This window comes from Rhizobium mesoamericanum STM3625 (assembly GCF_000312665.1).
In the GTDB taxonomy this organism is placed as follows: domain Bacteria; phylum Pseudomonadota; class Alphaproteobacteria; order Rhizobiales; family Rhizobiaceae; genus Rhizobium; species Rhizobium mesoamericanum.
On record NZ_HF536772.1, the window covers coordinates 3,974,622 to 3,993,352 of the forward strand.

General features: G+C 57.8%; 22 protein-coding genes. 18 read left to right on the top strand and 4 right to left on the bottom strand.

Going from position 1 to position 18,731, the window contains the following annotated elements:
* Positions 1-16 precede the first annotated feature (16 nt).
* From BN77_RS19430 to BN77_RS31440, 8 genes are all read left to right on the top strand, one after another.
* Positions 17-259 (top strand): hypothetical protein, encoded by a 243-nt coding sequence (locus BN77_RS19430; RefSeq protein WP_007535052.1) that lies wholly within the window; start codon positions 17-19, stop codon positions 257-259.
* Between the two features lie 20 nt (positions 260-279).
* Complete coding sequence (locus tag BN77_RS19435; protein WP_007535053.1) at positions 280-924, top strand: phage adaptor protein; 645 nt, start codon at positions 280-282, stop codon at positions 922-924.
* Positions 921-2,378, top strand: coding sequence for a hypothetical protein (locus tag BN77_RS19440; RefSeq protein ID WP_007535054.1), 1,458 nt, complete (start codon positions 921-923; stop codon positions 2,376-2,378). The genes BN77_RS19435 and BN77_RS19440 overlap by 4 nt, the downstream gene beginning before the upstream one ends.
* Positions 2,379-2,729, top strand: coding sequence for a hypothetical protein (locus BN77_RS19445; protein ID WP_007535055.1), 351 nt, complete (start codon positions 2,379-2,381; stop codon positions 2,727-2,729).
* Positions 2,726-3,130 (top strand): hypothetical protein, encoded by a 405-nt coding sequence (locus tag BN77_RS19450; RefSeq protein ID WP_007535056.1) that lies wholly within the window; start codon positions 2,726-2,728, stop codon positions 3,128-3,130. Before BN77_RS19445 ends, BN77_RS19450 begins: the two co-directional genes overlap by 4 nt.
* The gene (locus tag BN77_RS19455; protein WP_007535057.1) at positions 3,127-3,969 is read left to right on the top strand and encodes a hypothetical protein; all 843 of its coding nucleotides are present in this window, start codon (positions 3,127-3,129) and stop codon (positions 3,967-3,969) included. Before BN77_RS19450 ends, BN77_RS19455 begins: the two co-directional genes overlap by 4 nt.
* A complete protein-coding gene (locus BN77_RS19460) occupies positions 3,970-4,989 on the top strand; it encodes a hypothetical protein (RefSeq protein ID WP_007535059.1) in 1,020 nt (339 codons plus the stop codon).
* 119 nt (positions 4,990-5,108) lie between these two features.
* Positions 5,109-7,385 (top strand): hypothetical protein, encoded by a 2,277-nt coding sequence (locus tag BN77_RS31440; RefSeq protein ID WP_007535061.1) that lies wholly within the window; start codon positions 5,109-5,111, stop codon positions 7,383-7,385.
* On the opposite strand, the gene BN77_RS33605 is transcribed toward BN77_RS31440, so the two are convergent.
* Positions 7,386-7,559, bottom strand: a complete 174-nt coding sequence (locus tag BN77_RS33605) for a hypothetical protein (RefSeq protein ID WP_157224471.1) — start codon at positions 7,557-7,559, stop codon at positions 7,386-7,388.
* A 74-nt stretch (positions 7,560-7,633) separates the two neighbouring features.
* Here BN77_RS33605 and BN77_RS31445 point away from each other — a divergent pair, with 74 nt between their 5' ends.
* Genes BN77_RS31445 through BN77_RS19490 form a run of 4 tightly spaced genes read left to right on the top strand, consistent with a single transcriptional unit; the run spans position 7,634 to position 12,469 of the window.
* Positions 7,634-8,908 (top strand): glycoside hydrolase family 24 protein, encoded by a 1,275-nt coding sequence (locus BN77_RS31445; protein WP_007535063.1) that lies wholly within the window; start codon positions 7,634-7,636, stop codon positions 8,906-8,908.
* The gene (locus BN77_RS19480; protein ID WP_007535065.1) at positions 8,908-10,107 is read left to right on the top strand and encodes an autotransporter outer membrane beta-barrel domain-containing protein; all 1,200 of its coding nucleotides are present in this window, start codon (positions 8,908-8,910) and stop codon (positions 10,105-10,107) included. Before BN77_RS31445 ends, BN77_RS19480 begins: the two co-directional genes overlap by 1 nt.
* Entirely contained in the window at positions 10,100-11,302 is a 1,203-nt protein-coding gene (locus tag BN77_RS19485; protein ID WP_007535067.1) for a hypothetical protein, read from the top strand. Before BN77_RS19480 ends, BN77_RS19485 begins: the two co-directional genes overlap by 8 nt.
* 57 nt (positions 11,303-11,359) lie before the next feature.
* The gene (locus tag BN77_RS19490) at positions 11,360-12,469 is read left to right on the top strand and encodes an acyltransferase family protein (protein ID WP_007535069.1); all 1,110 of its coding nucleotides are present in this window, start codon (positions 11,360-11,362) and stop codon (positions 12,467-12,469) included.
* A gap of 3 nt (positions 12,470-12,472) precedes the next feature.
* Here BN77_RS19490 and BN77_RS19495 read toward each other — a convergent pair whose 3' ends face one another.
* On the bottom strand, positions 12,473-12,787 hold the full coding sequence (locus BN77_RS19495; RefSeq protein WP_040677431.1) for a hypothetical protein: 315 nt from the start codon (positions 12,785-12,787) through the stop codon (positions 12,473-12,475).
* Here BN77_RS19495 and BN77_RS19500 point away from each other — a divergent pair.
* The 5 genes from BN77_RS19500 (at position 12,773) to BN77_RS19520 (ending at position 15,057) form a co-directional block, all read left to right on the top strand.
* The gene (locus tag BN77_RS19500) at positions 12,773-13,429 is read left to right on the top strand and encodes a hypothetical protein (protein WP_007535071.1); all 657 of its coding nucleotides are present in this window, start codon (positions 12,773-12,775) and stop codon (positions 13,427-13,429) included. The two genes, BN77_RS19495 and BN77_RS19500, sit on opposite strands and share 15 nt — an antisense overlap.
* Positions 13,422-13,667 carry a hypothetical protein gene (locus BN77_RS19505; protein ID WP_007535072.1) on the top strand — a complete coding sequence of 82 codons (246 nt, stop codon included), beginning with the start codon at positions 13,422-13,424 and terminating at the stop codon, positions 13,665-13,667. The genes BN77_RS19500 and BN77_RS19505 overlap by 8 nt, the downstream gene beginning before the upstream one ends.
* Positions 13,667-14,029: a hypothetical protein gene (locus tag BN77_RS19510; protein ID WP_007535074.1), complete on the top strand. Its 363-nt coding sequence runs from the start codon at positions 13,667-13,669 to the stop codon at positions 14,027-14,029. The genes BN77_RS19505 and BN77_RS19510 overlap by 1 nt, the downstream gene beginning before the upstream one ends.
* 291 nt (positions 14,030-14,320) lie before the next feature.
* Positions 14,321-14,644, top strand: coding sequence for a DUF1515 family protein (locus BN77_RS19515; protein ID WP_007535076.1), 324 nt, complete (start codon positions 14,321-14,323; stop codon positions 14,642-14,644).
* A 71-nt stretch (positions 14,645-14,715) separates the two neighbouring features.
* Positions 14,716-15,057: a DUF982 domain-containing protein gene (locus BN77_RS19520; RefSeq protein WP_007535078.1), complete on the top strand. Its 342-nt coding sequence runs from the start codon at positions 14,716-14,718 to the stop codon at positions 15,055-15,057.
* Here BN77_RS19520 and BN77_RS19525 read toward each other — a convergent pair.
* Entirely contained in the window at positions 15,043-15,348 is a 306-nt protein-coding gene (locus BN77_RS19525) for a hypothetical protein (protein ID WP_007535080.1), read from the bottom strand. The two genes, BN77_RS19520 and BN77_RS19525, sit on opposite strands and share 15 nt — an antisense overlap.
* Before the next feature lie 1,131 nt (positions 15,349-16,479).
* Between BN77_RS19525 and BN77_RS19530 the strand changes: the two genes are divergently transcribed.
* The gene (locus BN77_RS19530; protein WP_007535084.1) at positions 16,480-17,127 is read left to right on the top strand and encodes a hypothetical protein; all 648 of its coding nucleotides are present in this window, start codon (positions 16,480-16,482) and stop codon (positions 17,125-17,127) included.
* Between the two features lie 342 nt (positions 17,128-17,469).
* On the opposite strand, the gene BN77_RS19535 is transcribed toward BN77_RS19530, so the two are convergent.
* Entirely contained in the window at positions 17,470-18,162 is a 693-nt protein-coding gene (locus tag BN77_RS19535; protein WP_007535087.1) for a Crp/Fnr family transcriptional regulator, read from the bottom strand.
* Positions 18,163-18,731 lie beyond the last annotated feature (569 nt).

An 18,731-nucleotide genomic window follows, 5' to 3' on the forward strand; every position in this document is an offset into this window, starting at 1 on the left:
CACAAGGAGCATGGACATGGCAGTAGAATATCTCAGCGCGGGTTCTCCCGACGGTACTGTAATGGGCCGGTCCTCCACGGACAAAATCGGCTTTTTCAATGCCACCCCGAGCGTTCGGGCCTCAGGCTTTACCGCCCCGGCAGGAACGGCAGCCACCAACAGCACGCCGTATGGCTACAGCCAGGCGCAGGCTGACGCAATCGTCACTTGGATTCGCGCAGTTGACGCGGAACTGAAGGCCAAGGGCCTGATTGCCTAAACCAACTCGGAGCGCGTCATATGACAATCAGCACCTACAGCGAGCTTAAAGCGGCAGTTGCCGACTGGATGGCGCGCTCCGACATTTCCGGCAATGTTGCCGACTTCATCACCTTGGCAGAGGCTAGACTGAACCGCCTTCTTGGCCCTGTAGGGACGACTGCGAACCTGACTGGCATCATTGGTGCGCAAACACTCGACATCTCGTCCTTGTCCGTTCAGGAGCCGCAAAATCTCTATGTATCTGAGGGCGTGTCTGACTACTTCGTCGTTCCTCGCGCTCTAGGCACATACTCCACGACGACGGCCCAAGGTCGCCCGACGATGTGGGCTATCGAGGGCGATACGATCACCTTCGATCGCCCGATGATCTCGGCCTACGCCTTCCGCTTCGTCTACCTCGGCCGGTTCGCGCTCTCGGATTCGGCGCCTACCAACGAATTTCTCACCAACCACCCGGATCTCTATCTAGCGGCGGCGATGGTCTGGGGCTGTGGTTACGTCAAAGACCAGTCAGGCGGCGTCTGGAAACAGATGCTCGACGAATTCACGGCAGAGGTTGCCAGCGACAGCGCCCGCAAGAAGCGCTCGCAGCTCACCGTTGATCCCGGCTTGGGATCGATCGGCCGCTATCGCTACAACAGCACGGTCGATTCATCGCTATGATGATCCCATTCCCGAATTTTGAGCCAGACAAGAGCCCGTTCGAAGGCTCCAGCAGCGCCAACGTCGTCAACGCGCAGCCTGTGGCGAATGGTTGGGGACCGATGGCAGGGCTGACGATTGTTTCCTCTGCTCTGCCTGGAGAATGCCGGGGCGGCGTCTACGTTCGCACGGCTGCCGGCAACTATGTCGTGATAGCAGGGACGGCAACGCGCCTCTACAAGCTCAACACGACGGACTACACATGGACGGACATCTCAGGCCCGAGCGCACCCTATAACGTGCCGCTGCAGGATGCTTGGACCTTCACCCGCTTTGGCGACAAGCTGGTGGCACACAACATCTCTGATGCGATTCAGGTCTACGACATCGAGGCGGCAGGAAATTTCTCGGATCTCGGCGGCAGCCCTCCAAAGGCGAAATATAGCTGGGTGGCCGGTGATTTCCTCGTGCTTGGCTATCTCGAAGGCACGAACGGGCAGAAGACGGTTCGCTGGTGTGGCGTCAACGACATCACGTTCTGGACGATCAAGGAGCGCGGGGCAGACTTTCAGGAGCTGCCGGAAGGCGACGAGGTTATGGGCGGCTTCGCTGAGCAGGGCGGCTTTACCGTTGTCCAGCGCGCGGCCATGCAGTTCTTCCCGTTTGCACCGGCATCGGGCTTCACCTTCACGCGCACGGTGCTCAACCCGAAGCAGGGAACGCTTGCGCCTCGGTCGATCGTCTCCATTGGCCCCGGCCGGTTCTTCTATCTCTCGGAAGACGGCTTCTTTGGCGGCGTCGATCGCCAACCGATCGGGGCGGAACGAGTGGACCGCTGGTTCCTTGAGCAGATCGACCAGACGTATTTGGGCGACGTGCAGGGCTCGGCTGACCCATTTGAGAAAATCGTCTGGTGGAAGTATCGCGCACTGAACGGCAATTTCTACCGGATCGGCTACGATTGGCAGCTTGACCGCTGGTGCACGACTGACATTGCAGTTGGCGAGATGATGGCGCTGGCTACTCCCGGCATTACGTGGGATGGCCTCGATTTGCTATATCCCGACATTGCCTCGGTTTCGGAAGCCTTCGACAGCCGCGTGTTCTCCGGTGGTCGCCCGACCTTCGCGACGTTCACGACTGACAACAAGCTGGCCTATTTCTCGGGACCAGACCTTGAGGCGACGATCGACACGGCAGAGATCGAGATCAGCCAGGACACGCGTACCTTCGTCAGCAGCGCTCGAGTAATCACGGACGCCCCGATATCCGGCTTTACGCTGGCAGACGGGGTTATGGCCTACCACGGCGATAGCGTCACATGGTCAACGGCCAATTCGGCAAACAGGGCAGGGTTGGTTCCTTTCCGGTCTGACGGTCGCCTGCATCGGTTCCGGCTTGTCATTGCAGAGGGCACGGTCTGGAGCATCGCCAGCGCTGTGAATGCCCATGGCGTCGGGAGCGGTGAACAATAAATGAGCGTTCAAGGAACATATATCGGCAACGTCGCAACACCTGTCTCGGTGGTCATCTCTGGCACGTCGAAGAACGACATTGTCACGGCTCCTGACGACTCCCTGACGGTGGCGGCGGTTTCGATCGCGAATGACACGGCTGGCGCGATCGTCTGCAAGCTCTACTGGTTCAGGAACGCCAATTCCACGGACTATCTCATATGGGAAAACAGCGTTCCGGCAAACAGCACGCTCATCGTCTCCGATATCCCGATCCGGTTGGCTGAAGGCGACAAGATCAAGGCCATCGGGAATACCGGCATCTTCGTGACGGCCATCAACCTCCTGAACCTCCCGTTTGGCGCTCGATGAAGATAGGCATAGCGAATGCCGTCGAGGTCGATCAGGTCTGGCCTCTCTTCTCCGCGCGCCTGCAACAGGCCTGTGAACGCACCGGGGGCGACATCTCGTCCGGTGAGATGTGGCAGATGTGCCGATCTGGGCAGGCGTTCTGCGTGGTCGTGTTCGACGAGGCAGGGCCAAAGGCGATCCTGATCATGCAGTTCCAGAAATGGACCGCGAAAACCGTCATGCGCTGCCTCGGCATCGTGGGCGATGGCGTGAACGAATGGCTGCCGCTAGCGCGGGGCTTCATCGAGCAGATGGCGAAGGACGGCGGCGCAACGAGCTTTGTGGCCGAAGGACGGGAAGGGTGGGCGGCGCTCTTCCCCGACGCGAAGAAACTCCGCGTGACATACGAGGTTAGCCTATGACCGGCTCCAGCAAGCAAACGACGACGACGACAAACAATCAGCCTTGGTCTGGCGCACAGCCGGCCCTCGGTCAGGCATTGGGCGGCGCACAGGATCTGGTCAACAGGGGTATCGGTACCCAGATCTACACCGGAAACACGTTCGCCCCGGCCTCTCAGGGCAGCGTCATGGCGGCGGAAGCATCCGGCAGCCTCGGTTCGTCCAACGTCAACGGCAAGGGCCTCTCCGGGCAGTACCAGGGCATCATCAACAATGGCGGCTTCAATTCCGCTCAGTTGGGCGCCCTGAAGAACACGCAGGATTTGGCGAATTCCACATGGTCCGTCTCTCCTGAGCTTCAGAAGATCATCGACCAGACGAACGCCGATGCAAACACCAACGTCAGCTTGGCGAACTCTGCAGGCGGTCGATACGGGTCCGGTGCAGGTAACGCGGCGATTGCCGATGCCGTCAGCAAGAACACGAACAACCTGCTCTATAACGACCTGAACAACTTCAACAGCCGCAAGGACGCGGCGAACGCTAACGCCTTCAACATGGGAAGCACTGGTTTCGGTCAGCTTGGGTCTGCCTATACCGGCATGCAAGCGCCAATCCAAAACCTCGCGCAGTGGGGCCAGTTCGTGGACGACTACAACACCAAGGAACTGAACGACAAGCTCCGAATCTTCAATGAATCCCAGACAAAACCATGGGAGCAAATATCTCGCTTGAATGCGATCGCATCGGGCGCTGGCCAACTCGGCGGAACGACTACGCAGAGTCAGCCTGGACAGAATCCGTTCCTTACCGCCCTTGGCTACGGCCTTACGGGCGCTGGCCTTCTGGGGAGCTTCTAAATGGCGATTTTCCCTACTCTTGGCAGTCAGGTGATTCCGTCATGGCTCACCAACAATTCTGACACGCTCCTAAACGCAGGTGTTGGCCTTCTCAGCGGACGTACGCCGAATGAGCAAGCCGCTGGTCTTGCGCAAGGCGTCGGTCAAGCTCGTCAGCGTAACAAAACGCTAGAGTTCCTTCGCCAGAACAATCCGGATCTTGCGGCAGCCGTTGAAAGCGGCGCTCTGTCCGGTGGCGATGCCTACAAGCTGTTCTATCAGCAAAAGCTTGAGGCGCAGAAGCCGCGTCCTCTCTCGTTTGAGACGCTCCCTGATGGAACATATGGCAACTTCGATTCTCAGACGGGCACTTTCAGCCCTATCGGCAAAGCTGCAAAGGCCGGTGGGATGGATGACTACTCCAACCGCGCAAACGCCGCCGCAAGCCTCGGCCTAGCTCCTGGCGATCCCCGCTATCAAGCGTTCGTCCTCACCGGCAAGATGCCCCGCGAAGACGCGCAGCCGCTCACGACGACCGACAAGAAGGCAATTCTTGAGGCGGATGACGCTATCTCTACCAACAAATCGGCTATCGGTCTTCTCGATCAGGCGCTTGCCATCAATGACAAGGCCAATTCGGGCTGGTTCACTGGCGCACGAGCCACGGCCGGCAACAATCTGCCGGATTGGGCAGTTCCTGACGCGCTTTCTTCACCGGAAAGCTCGGCAGCAACGACCGAATACGATAATCTGGTGCAGCAGGGCGCTCTAAGCCAGTTGAAAACCATCTTCGGCGGCAACCCGACTGAAGGCGAACGGGCCATCCTGCTTGAACTGCAGGCGTCGTCCAGCAAGCCACCGGAAATCCGCAAGAAGATCCTGCAGCGGGCCAAGGAACTGGCAAACAACCGCCTGATGCTCAACCAACAGAGGGCTGACCAGCTTCGCGGCGGTGATTTCTACAAGCCGCAGGGTGGCATGAGTGGTTCCGGCCCCGGCCCACGCAAAACCTCCACAGGCACCACTTGGAGCGTCGAATAATGCCGACACTGAACATGGCGACCAGCAACGCTAGAGGCCTACTCTCTCCGGGGAATATTGACCTTGCCAAGCGGCCTGTAGTCAAAAACCCAGACGGGTCTATCAGCACGGTGCGTTCAATGTCGTTCAACGAGGACGGCAAAGAGATACTTGTCCCCACGGTTTCTCCTGACGGGAAGCTTCTCGACGAAAATCAAGCCATCGATCTGTACCATCGGACGGGGCAGCACCTTGGGATATTTGATAACCCAGAGGACGCGACGATTTACGCTCAGACCCTTCATAATCAGCAGGATCAAATGTATTCCGCGCCGAAGCAGGGGGTAACACTCAATATCAACGGCCGAAAGGTGACGGTTGACGACTCTTTCCTGCAACTATCGCCAGAGGATCAGGAAAAGACCGTTGACGAGATCGCCTCGCACCTTGGCGCACCCAAGCAGGACGCTGCGCAGGTAGAGCAACCGTCAGCCGATGATGACAGCCAGAAGTCTTTGCGCTCCGAACTGTCTGCCATGACGCAGAACCCGGCAAAGGCGCTCTACGACCAGCGCCCAACGTGGCAGAAGCCACTCATCGCGGCGCAGGATATCGGCAATATCATCGGGGATGACCTGACCTTCGGCTTTGGCGACAAGGCTGCAGCGGCTCTTCGTGCGCCCTTCACTGACAAGACCTATGCCGAGGAGCTTGCAGCCAATCGACAGGGCACGCAGAACGCCCGCGATCGAGCCGGTAGCGCTGCCTATGGGGCAGATGTGACGGCGGCTCTCATGCTCCCGCGCCTTCTCCCTGCCGGTCAGGTTGCCAACGCATCCGCTGGTGTTCTTCCGAAACTCGGCCGGTTTGCCGGGGGCGTCGTCAAGGGCGGTGCGCAAGGCGCTGCCGTAGGCGCGGCGCAGGCTGCAGGCCATGACACTGATATTGGTCAGGGCGCCGCAGCCGGTGCTGCCTTCGGTGCTGCTGTTCCTGCGGCGCTCGGCATTGGCAAGACGGTCGGTGGCGCTGTTCTGAAGCCCGTTGCTGACGCAGTGCGCGCTCGCGCAAATCCCTCTGGCTATGCCGCCGGCAAGATCGCTGAACGGCTCAACAATGGCGGCATGTCGGTCGATCAGGCAGCGGCCCGCGCGGCGCGTGACGGTCTCTCCCTGGCTGATGTCGGGGGCTCATCCACGCGTGACCTCCTACGAACCACAACCAACATTCCCGGACCTGCTCGGTCTCGTGTTGCCTCTCAGCTTGCCTTGCGCCAGATGGGGCAGGGTGATCGCCTGAAGCGCGTTGTAGGTCAGACGCTGGCCGATCCTGACGGCTATCTGGCTGCAAAGGACGAGATCGCGGAGACGGCAAAGAAGATTGCCGGCCCGCTCTATCGAGAAGCCGAGAAGACACCTATCCACTTCACCAAGGAGCTTGAGGGCATCATCAATACGCCTGCCGGCCGTAGAGCGCTGGCAAAGGCTGAAGAGCTTGCAGCCAATGAGCAAGTGCCGTTCAAGCAGATGTTCGTCAACATTGCCGACGATGGCACGGCGACATTCAAGCGCGTTCCAGATCAGAGGGCTTGGCAGTATATCAAGACGGCCCTTGACGACATGGTTGACGCGGAGACCGACAGCATCACGAAGAAGGTCACGAATGATGGCCGGATCATCAATAACCTGAAGAACCGTATGCTTTCCGAGCTCGATGCCCAAAACCCGACCTATGCGGCGGCGCGCAAGGCGTGGGGCGGTCAACAGTCACTCGACAAGGCCCTTGAGTTTGGCCGCACTGCCATGTCTCAGTCGCCGGAATCGGTTCGCCGCAGTCTGGCAGCCATGGGCGCCCCTGAGAAGGAAGCCGCCCGCGCCGGGGCTGCCGAGTGGATTCGCAACTCGATCGATCAGGCAGGCTTTACGAACAATGCCATCCTGAAGTTCTTCAGCAACCGCCAGCAGGTCAAGAACCTGCGCGCGCTCTTCGACAACGATGCGCAGTTCAAGACCTTCCGGCAGGCGATCTTTGCCGAAGCCAAGAAGCGATCGACCTATGACGCGGTACGTGGCAACTCGACCACGGCACGCCAGATGGCAGACATGTTTGAGACTGGCGGCGCGTCCGAGGGCTTCAACACGGCGAAAACGGCTGTCACGCAGGGCGTTATTCCGGCTGCTCTGCAATTCGTCGGCTCACGCCTGCGGATGCTCGGCGGTCTCACGCCACAGGTTGCCGACAACATCTCCAAGCGCCTGATGACGACCTCGCCAGAAGTGCGGGCGCAGATCACCTCCGAGCTTCAGCGCATCGAGCAGGCTCGCATCAGTGCGGCAGAGAAGTCTCAGGCTGTAAGGGCGTTGCTGGGCAGAACTGCGGCAATCGTCGGAAGCGGCGCGGTCGTCCAGGCGCAGCAGTAGTTATTCGCTGCTCTTCGAAGGCTTCAAGAGCCAATAGAGGAGCAGGCCGAAGACCACGAACATGGCGTAGTCGCGCCAGTCAAAATGTGTTCCCGGCGATTGGCGTTGAAAGCCAACGGCCAGAGTTCCACCAATGAGTCCTGCTGCTGCAAGAAGCGGGTGCGGTTGTTTCACTTAGAATCCTCGGTTGGGTTCGCCGCCCACGCACAAATTAGCCGAAATCTTCCAAACATCCAAGTGAGGTCCACATGGCATCTCGCCGTGAATACTATTCCTCGCTCCGCTCAAACCCTAATGTGCAGCGTGCGCTAGCGTCCATCAGGGCTGCAGAGGGTACGGCGCGCTATACGGACCCTTATTCCGTGGGGTTTGGCGGGCGACAGATCGGTGATCTCAGCCAGCATCCAGGAACAATGTCGGCATTCTCGGACCTTTCCGGGAACCGGAAGAAGACGAGCGCGGCCGGGGCTTATCAGTTCCTCGACCGGACATGGGGGAACCTAAGCGGAAATCTCGGGCTTCGGGACTTCGGACCAGAAAGCCAGGATATCGCCGCGATCGGTCTCCTCGATCAGTCCGGCGCGCTGGATAACGTGCTTGCTGGTGACGTCAATGGCTTCGTGAACGACGCCAATGGAACGTGGGCATCTCTGCCGGGGTCACCGTACAACCAGCCGACCCGCACCCGCGCCTTCATCAACAGCGCGTGGAACAACTACACGCCGCTGGCTGACATTCCCGACAACGCCCCCACGCCAACGTCACGCCCTCCTGACCTAGAAGGCATCCTAAGCGCCGACTACAGCGCGCCTGTGTCATCGGTCCAACGCTCTCCCCTGAAGGATGTAGACATGCGCGTCCAAAGACAGCCCACCATGCAAACCGTTCCGGACCTGATGTATGACCGGTTCGCGACCACACCATTTGATGCATCACGATTTGCAGCCGCACCCGGAGCAACAGGAAAGAACGCCCTCCGTCGCGGCCTTCTCGATCAGCAGCTAGACGCCGGCATTCTCCCGTCGCTCGACAATCCGGCCTATGCGGCGATGCAACAGCCCGATTACGTGGATCCCACGGTAACAAGCGCCTACGCAGAACCCGCCTCGATCAAGACAGCAGCCGTTCAGGCTCCTCCAGCCTTCGACGCTCAATCGGGGCTAACCGGTGGCCTGCTGTCACCTCAAGAGCAGCGGGCGGTAGCAGCACAGCGCGCGTATCTCGACCAGCAGCCGTTCAACAAGGCCCCGTCGCAGTTCGGCAACAAGGCCAGAGAGGCGGCTGGGAGCATCCTAGGCGCTGTCTTGGGTGGCCTCACACTCGGACCTGTCGGCGCCATCGGCGGCGGTCTTCTCGGCAACGTCGTCACGCGCCCCGGTGGAATTCTCGGCAGCGAGTTCCCTGACAAGCCTAAGAGCCAATCACGCGGCGACGGCAGCCTGACGGACTACGGGCGCTCGGTCGCCAATTCCAGTTCTCAATTCTCCAGAGCGCTCTCATCGGGCGGAAAGGGTCTATACTGATGGTTTCCCCTAAGACGCAGTTCCTCGACTGGGACACCACGGCGAGCGCAAACACAGAGATCAACAATATTGGCATTCAGGGAACGAATGCCGTTTCGAATTTCGATGACGCTTTCCGCACGCTCATGGCGCAGTTGCGCTCTGGTGTTGATGGAAAGGCCGTGTACGCAGCGAAGAGCGGCAACTACACGGCGGTAGCGAATGACAATAACGCCGTCCTCCGCTTTACCGCGAATGCAACTCTGTCCCTCACGGCTGCCGCTACCCTGGCCACGAACTGGCATATCACGGTCATTGCGCAGGGTGGTGATGTCACCATTGACCCGAACTCCTCGGAGACGATCAACGGCGCTACTACGCTTCTCGTGAAAGATGGGCAGACTGCAATTGTGGTCTGCAACGGAACAGCCTTCTTCGCGCAGGTCGTCGGCGCGGTTACGTCTGGCATTGCTATACAAGGCAAGCTTTTCGGCCTGACTCTCTCCAACAACGTCTCAGACGCCACAAACGATATCGACATTGCGGCCGGCAGTGCTGCTTCCGATACGTCTCCATATTACCTAATGACGCTAGCGGCTGGCATCACCAAGCGCCTCGATGCTGCTTGGGCGGTCGGGACAAACCAAGGTGGCTTGGATACCGGATCGCCTGCCAATACCTCATATTTCGTCTGGCTCATCCAGAGATCTGACACTGGCGTTGTTGACGTTCTATTCTCCGCGTCCTCCACCTCTCCGACGATGCCAACCAATTATGACCGAAAGCGCAGAATTGGGGCGATCATTCGAGAGAGTGCGGCGATTGTTGCCTTCAAGCAGGTTGGGAACGTGTTCAAACGCGCCCCCGCCGTTTCGCTGAACTCAACCAGCGCTGTTGCGTCCACCCTCGTGAGCCTTGCGGTTCCGGTCGGCATTGTGGTTCAGCCTATCTTGAACTCCTTCATGCAGATCCCGGCTGCCGCCTCTGCAAGCAACCTGATCGGGGACGCAGCGGTTGGATCGGCAAACACCACTATTCACCAGCTCGTAAGCAACTTCGGCACGACAGAAGTGAATGCCGAGCGTGTGACCATTCCAGGCGGCTTCTTCACGGACACGTCAGGGAATATCTACTTCGCCCGCGTGATTACCAGCGGCTCCATTACCACGAACACCATGACCGTTCTCGGCTGGATAGACGACAGGGGGCAGAATGTCTGACGTTACCAGCTACGGCGCCCTTCTAGACGGCGTCACGGACGACTCTGCCGCGATCCTTGCCGCTATTGCCTCGGACGGTCGGGCAGATATCCCTTATACGCCAACCGGCTTCGTTGCCGGGGATATCGACCTCTTTGCCGGCCAGAAGATCGTGGGCCACGGCAAGCCGACATGGAAGATCAAGGCAGGGGCATCTTGCGGCATAAGTCTCAAATGCTTCTCCGTCGATCGCAAGGCGAAGGTCTCCGAGATCACATTCGACGGCTCCCTCGGCGGCGCGACGGCGATCAGGGCGGCAACGGCTAATGCGGTTGTGTTCAATCCCCGCCTACATGATCTCGCGTTCAAATACTGCGTTGAAGCGATCGGGGACGAGCCCAGCGCGTCGAATTGGGTCGTTGACATGTCCGTGACGGATAGCACGGCCTACTTCACCAAGGGGCGACAGGTCTACCTGCGGAGAACGCGCGGGTTCCTCAAGTGGGAAGATTTTCGCGTAGACCACACCTACAATACCTGGCAGACGCCTTGGGAAGGGGTGCGGCTGGAAGACGTGATCGGCATCGATATTTGCCGTGTTGACGTGCTTGGCCCCACTCAGCCGACATCGACATATCAGCCTGCATCGATTGGGTTCTACCTGAAGGGCATCAACGGCAGTGGCAAGATGAGTGGCTACATCCATCGCCTGCTGGTGGATAATACGAGAGGCCCAGGCATCAAGATCGAGAATTTTGGTAACGTGAAGGGCGAGAAGCTGGAATCCTACCAGAACTATGGCCCCGGCATCGAACTGAATGGCGTCTTCAATTTCGCCTTCTCGGAGGTAAAAGCCTCTGGCATGGTCGGAACGGAAGCGCAGCAACCAAATGCTCCCGCAGATGTCAGCGGCATTTCACTTATTGGTTGCTCTCATGGCGATATCTCGGCGCCAGAATCTCTATTCAACACGGGCCATGGCATCGTCGTAAAGAACAGCCTGTTCTGCAAGATCCGTGGCGGATGTTCCAACAGCAACACCAAGAACGGCTATGTGGAAGATGGGACATCAAACCGCAACCTGCTCGCAGACATGGATTCCCTGTCCAACGGCCTGAACTCAGCCGTTCAGATCGGATCGGCATCCACCATCAGAGATATAATGCCGAACGGAGGCACAAGGACGGGGAAACTAACCGGAGCGGTAACGGTTTAGTTGCATATCAACTTATTTGCCGCTATAGGTGTCCTCTGTTAGAGGGCATCACACCACATGCAGAATAGAAACGTCGAGCTAGATGGCTTGCGCGGCCTGGCAGCGGTTGCGGTGGTATTTTACCACGCCGTTCTGGCCCCGATCGGCAGTTCACCGGCTGCCCTGTTGCAACCAATCCAGTCTCTGTCAACGATTCGGGATGCCGTAACTAAGGTGGCGCTGACGGTCGTTAACGGCCATAGCGCGGTCCTCCTCTTCTTCATCTTGAGCGGGTTCGTTCTGACGCTATCGCTAGACAAGACTAATGGGAACGCCTTTTCGATCATCGTTAAATTCACCATCAGGCGGGTGTGCCGTCTATATCCGTGCCTGATCGCTTCCTTGCTCCTGTTGTGGGCCGTATCGCTCATCTACCAAAGCGTAGGGGCAAAGTTCCAAGTGGTGACGATCGACGCGTTTCTTCAGAACGCCATTCTGGTGAAAAACGTCATGATCGGGCCCACGCATACGATCCAGGTCGAATTGCTGGTTATCCCGTTCATGCTCGCGATGTTTGCCACGCGGGCGGTGTTCGGAACTTGTGGCGTGCTGGCGTGGGTTGTCTACTCAGTCATTGCGATGGATTACCCGAACATGGTGCTGAACTTCCCGTACCTGGGTGATTGGCTCGTTGCCTTTGCGTTCGGAATGCTGGTCGCGTCTCCGCTTGCCAAGAACCTCACAAAAGGAACAAGTGGCATTGGCATTGTGGTGTTGACCGTTGCTTTCGTCTTCTGCCGGCTGTTCTCGCCGCTACTGGATCATACCGCCGTGGTGACGCAGATAATCGCGGGAACATGGTTGGTGGCCGCGCTTTATTATTCGTCGTCAGATAGCTCGGTTCGGTCCTTCCTCGGTCACCCTACCGTCCAGTTGCTAGGCAAGATCAGCTACAGCCTTTATCTGATCAACGTCATTGTGATGCTGGTCATCCTGTCGTTCTTGCATAACCCTCCGATTTATAGGGATATGCCGCTGGAGATTGGCCTTCTGGTTGGTCTGGCTACCACGCTATTATCGATCCCGGTCAGCATCCTGTTTGAGCGGTGGTTTGAGCAGGGCGGTGTCAATCTGGGCAGGCAATTAACGAAGCCACGCCGGCCGATGGCTTTTGCGGCAGCCGAGTAAATCTTAGATAGCGTCGTCGATGACGGCCTGATTGTGCTCGGCGTCTGTCATCTCGCGATACTGCCACTCACCTCGGACCTGTCGGCCCCAAAGCTCTGAATCGGCTGACCACCGGCCATTCTCAAGCCTCACCTTGCGGTAACGCGTGACACGGTGCCACTCCGAGGTGTCGCGCATGATGTTGATGTAGAGCACAAAGGCTCCGATCAGCGCGAAAGCACAGGCGAGAAATAGACTGATGGCTTCGTTCGACATGGCGCGACCATAGACGAAGAAAAGTAATCCTACAATCTGGAGCGTTCCATGGACCGCAAGCATTTCTTTGATGCTGTGCGCGAGACGATCTTTGACGGCTCGCTGAAGCAATATCAGGTGGAGGGAATGGAGGCGTTGCTTGATGCCTGTTCCGAATTGCAGGTGGCTGATCAGCGTCACGTTGCCTATGTGCTCGCGACCCCAATGATTGAAACCGGCGGCTCGTTCGTGCCCATCGTCGAAAACCTGAACTATTCGGCGAACGCGCTGAAGGCCAAGTTCGGGGGTCGCATCTCGTCAACAGACGCCGATCGGTACGGACGTACATCCCAGCATGCCGCCAATCAGCCGGAGATCGCCAACCGCATCTATGGTGGGGACTGGGGCCGCACCCACCTAGGGAACACCGCCAGCACTGACGGATGGACGTTCCGAGGCCGTGGGCTTTGCCAGATAACCGGCCGTGCCAATTACGCCAAGTTCGGTGTAGTTAGTGACCCCGATCGCGCCGCAACTCTTCCGACGGCAGCCACTATCATGGTGCGCGGGATGCGGGACGGGTTGTTCACCTCCAAGAAACTCTCCGACTATCTGAACGATGCCGGCACGGACTACGTGAACGCACGCCGCATAATCAATGGTCTGGATCGTGCGGAGGAAATCGCAGGTTATGCGAAGAAATTCGAGGCGGCGCTCCATGCTTAACTACATCAAGCGCAGCACCCTCAAGCGCGAGGCTTCCTCGATCCTCATGCTGTGGCTCCTCGGCATGTCGACTTATGTGATCATAGTCAGCAGCGAGCCGATCAAGGTGCAGATCCTAGAGAGCTTCATCTATCCCATCGGGCTTATTTTCGCCGGTGCGTTCGGCCTTGACTGGATCAGCAAGCAAACAACCATCGCCGGTCCCGCGACCGCCAAGAAAGAAGAGGATGCTGGTTGATGCCCTCCTTCCTCCTCGGCCCTTTGGGTAAGCTTGCGGGTGTGGTCTTGATCGTCCTGGCTGCCTTCCTCGGGTTCCGTCTGTGGCTTGCCTCCCACGATACGGCGATCCTTTCCGGCTACGTCCTGTTGTCCGAAAAGACAGCGGCAGAAGCAAAGGCTGCCGAGATTGAACGTCAACGCGATGCGGCCTCCCAAGCGCTGGACGAGCACCGCAAACGGCTGGCTGCTGCCGAGGCTTCACAGCAAGCGGCGAAAGACACCCTTGAGAGCGAGATCAAAGCCTATGAGCTTCAGCTATCCGAAAAGAACCGTGCTTGCCTTGCTGATGCTGCCGATCGGGATTTCATCCTGCACCACTGACCGGCTTAAGAAATCAGCCACAGTCCAAGGAAAGATCGCCGCCGGAATTAATCTTCCTGCCTGGCCTGATGATTGCCGCGAGCTAGAAGCTCATGCTTCGGTCGACGTTGGTTCAGAATTGCGTTCAGTACTCGTCAGGGAACGAAGCGCCTTGGATCGACAGAACGCACGCACGGGGCGTTGTGCGGCGTTCTATGACGATGTGCAAAACAAATACGCCGGCCGATAAAGCCATAGCATTGAAGAGCAGTTGAAGGGGCCGGGGAATTGACGCCAACGGACGAAGGTACGATGCATCGAGAAATCGGCATGCTAACGGCGAAGGTCGATATGATCCTCGAGGGGATACGACGATCGGAAGAGAAGGCAGACGTTAGCCGTGCCTCGACGCATAGGCGCATGGACGAGATTGTCGATCGCGTGAGCAAGATGGAACTCTCAACTGCTTCGGTTCAAGACGATGTCAAAGAAATGAAGCCTACGGTAGAGGAAGTGCAGCGCTGGAAACTCATGGGGCTCGGAGCGCTCGGGGTTATAGGGATAGCCGGTGTAGCGCTCGGCGTGACGTTCGCCGATGTGATCCGCCGTATCCTGATGGCGGCCTTTGGTCGCTGATTAGAAAATCCTTATAAACGTCTTGACTCTCCGGTTTGAATCCTCACCTGATTCGGCCGGAGGAAATGCGTATGGCAGAGTACATAGGTGAACACATCAGTATCAGAGACTGCATCGTCTGCGTTGAGAAGCGGAACGGCGTGAACATGCGCCGGCACTCAACCTTGGCGGATCTGGCTTACAGCCTTCTCTACCGCTGGCCGGAGGATCATCGAGGCAAGGAGTGGGTGGTTGCCCAGACCATGTGCCTGGAGGCGATGGAAGGCCCCAGAGATCCGGAGCAGGCGAGGGCGGCATTCGTAGCCGCGGCAATGGCTGCCGAGATGCTGATGGTCAAGGAAGAGTATATCCAGCAGCGGCCGGAGAGGCGCCCAACTAAAGGCAAGCGCGGTCAGGCTTCAACGACCCTCTGACCTCGGCGTCATCACCTCGTGGCACAGCTCCCAGTATTCCTCGACCTTCTGTGTCGCCTGTCTCGCCGTGTCCACATAGCCGGCATTAGGCGTCGGTGGCTTGCCCATGCAGGTCCGAGGCCATGAGCCTGCCCAGTGCCATTTGCCTTTGGTCGTGCCGTTCGTCTCTTTCCTGATCCTGCCCAGATACGCGGTGCCGTCGAGGCCGGTGAAGTCAAGATCGGTCGGCGGGTCCTTGTCGTCGATCTTGGTTGGGCGCCATTTGTATTTGGGTTGGTAGGGTGTCATCATCCTGCAAGACTACCGATATCCACAGACGGCGAAAACTGTGGATCTCATTTTAACAGTTTGCCCTTGACGGCACTGGAATCGTTGGGTGATTTCGAGCGTCATTTTACAGGGGCACTTCGCGCATAGGCTTGATTTTGCTCACCATGCGATGGGACTCTTAATCAGCGGGTCGTAGGTTCGAGCCCTACATCACCCACCAGATATCCCTTTATTGTTCAAGCGCGCTTATTTTCAAGAGAGAATTCTCGCTCGATTGCGCAACCCAAAATGTCCGGTAATGTTTCGATTGGAGCGAAGATTCCCGAGGAATTCCCGAAGAACAATTGGCCGTTGCTTGACCCATATGTTGACACCTTTCGGAAACACTAGATTGGGTCGTCTCTCGGGCGTTTCCTCGACTTTCGGCGGTTCCTCGACGTAGGGTGTGCCCCCTATTCCAACACCAATTGGCTTGATGAAGACCAAACAGAAAAGGCGCTTTGATCGAGTGCCGAAAAGGTTTGCCACGGGCCGCCGATATGCCAGCCCATAGCCCTACAACAGTGATGTCGACACCCCGAGGGCCAAGACGAACTCCTGTCGCTGTGGAGCGCAGCCCGGTGGCCCGCCGAGCAGCCGCTTGGATCATGAAGCTGACCCATCATGAGTTCTACACTCTGGCCAAGAAGAGGGCAGTTGCGGTTCAACCGACGAAGCCGGGCTGGCCGGAATTTCGAGATCGAAGCCCCCGTCATGCGGCCGGGTCAACAATGCCTCTCGCCGACTAATCCAGCCTGGTTCCCCATCTAGTGCCATCTGGTCAACTCTCGCGTAATCCACTCGCATCTGCATCAGCGCAGATTCTGATGGCATAACCGCTCTTGTCGGGCTGTCAGACATAAACCCGCCCTTTGCACCGCCCATTAAAGGGCAACGCTTCCCCGAAAGGAGCTAGTGTGGCGGGTTGGCGCTTCCTCCTGGCGTTTTGCACTTCGAAAGGTCGCGGGCTTCCTTCAGTTAATTGACATCGTGGACGATTGAAGCGACGCTAATTAATAGTGATTCGGATCGTTATTCGCTTCCTTCAAAGCGATCCACTCGTCACGTGCGTCAGTCCCTCCGAGTCGAAAGAGCTATCAGAGGAGATACGCTATGATACCTTCCAGTCTCTTTTACGATTTCGTTGATGCCCAAGTCGCGTTCAAAGTCGTGCAGAGGAACCTTAATAGTCCTAACTTGGTATTCAGCGTGCCACGAGCGAAAGATGGGCAACTCCGGTTAACGATGCTTGGAAGTCAAGCCCTCGTTGGTTCGCCCGATGCTGTCCTGGCACGCCTAAACGCGCTTCTCTGCGAAGACTCCAAGCGTCAGCCTCAGAAGTTTTCTCTTAGACAGGCTACCGCTGGCGGTAAGCTCATCAGTTATCTGATCCTTCCGGAGGCCGACAGGGGCAAGCAGATGGGTATGCCAGAAGAAATATCTGGCGAATGTCGTATCATGCCTGCCGACTATCCGAATGGTGAACGGGAGACGGCGGTAGTAAGTGCACTTGTTGCACAGAAACGAAGCTTCCATCTTATGGAAATGGTCGGCAAAGATAGCTTCCAGGAGATTGGTCGACTGTCGCCGCACGCCCTGCCGAGAGAAATCCACGAAAAACTGGCGGCGAATGGCTTCTATGAGGAAAGCTTCGTGAGCCTCTATGGCGAGGAAGCCTTCGAAGAGGCTCGATTGAAGCTAAAAGAGACCTGGAATAACTGGACTGCCGCCAATCTCGACGTCCGACACGCCCCTCATTAAGAGAATGCTCCCACCCGGAAGTCCAGCGAATCTGGAAAAATGGAACACTTAGTCAACGTGGAAAAACGCGAAGATTAAAGTGGTTCCGCAGACCGCGAAACTGAAAGTTCCGAGCGAGCGTAAGTGATTGGCAGGGCGCGGATAAGGACGCGATACGGTTCTAAGGGCAAGCCAAACGTCAGCTGACGACTGCTGTGTAGGCCCAGTGTCCGGTGAACCGAACCTCCTCTTCCTACATGGCTTCTACGAACAGAAAGCGCTCGGCCGTTCGGCCTTCACCACAACACCTTCGGAAGGCAGCCTGCCCCTTCAAAGCATTGCTGCAAAATAATACGCACCCCTTTAGCGCATCGCTCCAATGAGCCGGGCGAACTCCCGTTCGGGAACACCGTAAGCATCACCCGCGAACGCTTGTAAAGCTTGGCGATCTCGTATGGTTATCTGCCCCCTTTCGGCAACGATTAGGCGATGGCCCTCAAGAATATGGAGCGCTGTCGTCACGCTTGGACGTCTCACGTTGAGCAGTGCCGCCAAGAAGTCATGCGTAACGGGCAGCCGATCGCCAGCCGTGCGGTCGTGAACCATCAATAGCGATCGCGCTAGCCGTTCATCTATGCGGTGAGTGGCATTCGTAAGGGCAGTGTAGGCCGTTTGGACAAACAGCGTCTGCGCGTAACGGCTGAGGAGCTTTCGCATCGTGCGGCTTTCGATAAGGGCCGCAAACAGGTGTTCGTTTCTAATCCGATGAGCACTCCCTTCAACCTGCATGAATACTTTGAAGGGTGCTTGATCGTCTTCAAAGAGACTGTTTGGAGGCGACATTCCCTCGCGGCCGAAAATCCCCACTTCGACGGACTTTCCGGATGGCGAAACAGCCATGATCGAGCCAATGCCTGACTCCGGAAAATAGCTGAAATCTTGAGGCTGATTGGGCTCGGAAAGCACTGTTAGGCGCGGTAGGTCGATTGACTCCAGATTCTTCTGCAGGCGCTCGCGGTCGTCGTTTTCGAGAAGATTAAGAATCCTGTTGAACATTGCATTCCTGCACGCACCGTCTCACCAAGGATAATATTCACCACCGCAGCACACTTCCAATCCGGAACACGGCGACCTCTTCTTTGTTCCAACAGCGGGAACCGCCGCGCGACCCTATCTTCCTCCAATTACGCATCCTCTCATCCGCCGATCCCCAAGTTCTCTGCATTCCAGGTGCGTGGAGCCATTTGCTGAGGCGGTTGGGCGGTGGACGGCCATTATTTTCAATACATAACGCACCGTCGGAGGGCGTAACTGGGAGCGGGTCTGCCACGCTGCAGCTAGTGCAGTTGCCGGTGGGGGGCGGGCGACAGCATTTCCACCGCCGCGTTGGCAATGATCGCCAGCTGTTCCCAACCGCCCATGCTCCGTAGCGGCCCATTTATGGGCTGTATTGAGGTAACGATGCACCGTGCTCGGTTTGGGAGAGTGGTTGTCAGACGCTTGTTCGATTCCTCAACCCCCTGTGCAACGTAGTTCACCGATTTTGGTCGGGCGCTTCGGTGGGCACGATCAGAGGTTTCGTCCGTCAAGACAAGCGGCGTCGATAGCCCTGGTTCACGACCACC

What these genes read in the sequence shown, in the direction of transcription:
- BN77_RS19430 (WP_007535052.1), top strand. Translation starts at nt 17, where the DNA reads ATGGCAGTAGAATATCTCAGCGCGGGTTCTCCCGACGGTACTGTAATG.
- BN77_RS19435 (WP_007535053.1), top strand. Translation starts at nt 280, where the DNA reads ATGACAATCAGCACCTACAGCGAGCTTAAAGCGGCAGTTGCCGACTGG.
- BN77_RS19440 (WP_007535054.1), top strand. Translation starts at nt 921, where the DNA reads ATGATGATCCCATTCCCGAATTTTGAGCCAGACAAGAGCCCGTTCGAA.
- BN77_RS19445 (WP_007535055.1), top strand. Translation starts at nt 2,379, where the DNA reads ATGAGCGTTCAAGGAACATATATCGGCAACGTCGCAACACCTGTCTCG.
- BN77_RS19450 (WP_007535056.1), top strand. Translation starts at nt 2,726, where the DNA reads ATGAAGATAGGCATAGCGAATGCCGTCGAGGTCGATCAGGTCTGGCCT.
- BN77_RS19455 (WP_007535057.1), top strand. Translation starts at nt 3,127, where the DNA reads ATGACCGGCTCCAGCAAGCAAACGACGACGACGACAAACAATCAGCCT.
- BN77_RS19460 (WP_007535059.1), top strand. Translation starts at nt 3,970, where the DNA reads ATGGCGATTTTCCCTACTCTTGGCAGTCAGGTGATTCCGTCATGGCTC.
- BN77_RS31440 (WP_007535061.1), top strand. Translation starts at nt 5,109, where the DNA reads ATGTCGTTCAACGAGGACGGCAAAGAGATACTTGTCCCCACGGTTTCT.
- BN77_RS31445 (WP_007535063.1), top strand. Translation starts at nt 7,634, where the DNA reads ATGGCATCTCGCCGTGAATACTATTCCTCGCTCCGCTCAAACCCTAAT.
- BN77_RS19480 (WP_007535065.1), top strand. Translation starts at nt 8,908, where the DNA reads ATGGTTTCCCCTAAGACGCAGTTCCTCGACTGGGACACCACGGCGAGC.
- BN77_RS19485 (WP_007535067.1), top strand. Translation starts at nt 10,100, where the DNA reads ATGTCTGACGTTACCAGCTACGGCGCCCTTCTAGACGGCGTCACGGAC.
- BN77_RS19490 (WP_007535069.1), top strand. Translation starts at nt 11,360, where the DNA reads ATGCAGAATAGAAACGTCGAGCTAGATGGCTTGCGCGGCCTGGCAGCG.
- BN77_RS19500 (WP_007535071.1), top strand. Translation starts at nt 12,773, where the DNA reads ATGGACCGCAAGCATTTCTTTGATGCTGTGCGCGAGACGATCTTTGAC.
- BN77_RS19495 (WP_040677431.1), bottom strand. Translation starts at nt 12,787, where the DNA reads ATGCTTGCGGTCCATGGAACGCTCCAGATTGTAGGATTACTTTTCTTC.
- BN77_RS19505 (WP_007535072.1), top strand. Translation starts at nt 13,422, where the DNA reads ATGCTTAACTACATCAAGCGCAGCACCCTCAAGCGCGAGGCTTCCTCG.
- BN77_RS19510 (WP_007535074.1), top strand. Translation starts at nt 13,667, where the DNA reads ATGCCCTCCTTCCTCCTCGGCCCTTTGGGTAAGCTTGCGGGTGTGGTC.
- BN77_RS19515 (WP_007535076.1), top strand. Translation starts at nt 14,321, where the DNA reads ATGCATCGAGAAATCGGCATGCTAACGGCGAAGGTCGATATGATCCTC.
- BN77_RS19520 (WP_007535078.1), top strand. Translation starts at nt 14,716, where the DNA reads ATGGCAGAGTACATAGGTGAACACATCAGTATCAGAGACTGCATCGTC.
- BN77_RS19525 (WP_007535080.1), bottom strand. Translation starts at nt 15,348, where the DNA reads ATGATGACACCCTACCAACCCAAATACAAATGGCGCCCAACCAAGATC.
- BN77_RS19530 (WP_007535084.1), top strand. Translation starts at nt 16,480, where the DNA reads ATGATACCTTCCAGTCTCTTTTACGATTTCGTTGATGCCCAAGTCGCG.
- BN77_RS19535 (WP_007535087.1), bottom strand. Translation starts at nt 18,162, where the DNA reads ATGTTCAACAGGATTCTTAATCTTCTCGAAAACGACGACCGCGAGCGC.